This is a genomic window from Cellulomonas biazotea (assembly GCF_004306155.1).
In the GTDB taxonomy this organism is placed as follows: Bacteria; Actinomycetota; Actinomycetes; order Actinomycetales; family Cellulomonadaceae; genus Cellulomonas; species Cellulomonas biazotea.
On the sequence record NZ_BIMR01000365.1, the window covers coordinates 1 to 702 of the forward strand.

General features: G+C 76.8%; 1 protein-coding gene. It reads right to left on the reverse strand.

The window, feature by feature from the left end; genetic code table 11:
* Positions 1-25 precede the first annotated feature (25 nt).
* The coding region (locus CBZ_RS18695) for an NAD(P)-dependent oxidoreductase (RefSeq protein ID WP_130782970.1) at positions 26-702 on the reverse strand (677 nt) is incomplete at its 5' end.

Genomic DNA, 702 nt, shown 5'->3' on the forward strand with positions numbered 1-702 from the left:
CGCCCCCGGGACCGGCGCGACGCGGTCAGCGCCGGGCCGCGGTGGCCGAGCGTCGCTGCGGGGCGGCCTGTGCCTCGGGGTCGTGCGAGACGGCGAGCGAGCACCGGACGACGTCGTCGTGCTCGACGGCGTCCGCGAGGACCCGCCCGACCTGCCTGCGCGACACCTTCATCGACCGGATCTCGCCGTCGGGCGACGCGAACGGTGCCTGCGGCACGTCGTCGTCGGTGAGGTAGACGGGCTGCACCTCGACCCAGTCGAGCCCCGAGGCGCGCAGCTCGGACGACATGCGCTCCTCGTCGGCGATCTGCGGTGCGAGCAGCAGCGCGAACACCAGGCGCGTGCCGAACGGCAGGCGGTCACGCGTGGACCCGACGCCGTAGGACGACTGGACGACGACGCGCCGCACGCCGTGCCGCCGCATGGCGGCGACGACCTCGCGGGTGGCGCGCGAGCGGACGTCGATCGGGGTGCCGGCGGGTCCGCGCAGGCGGACCCGGACGGGGTTCTCGCTGATGCCGATGGTGACGACGATCGCGTCCTGCCCGGCGACGAGGGCGTCGACGGTGGCGGGGTCGGTCGCGTCCCCGTCGACGCCGCGGACGTGCGGCCCGGTGAGCGCGGCGGCGTGGCGGGAGACGGCGGTGACCTCGTGGCCGCGGCGGACCAGCTCGGCGACGGCGGCGCGTCCGGATCCTCCGG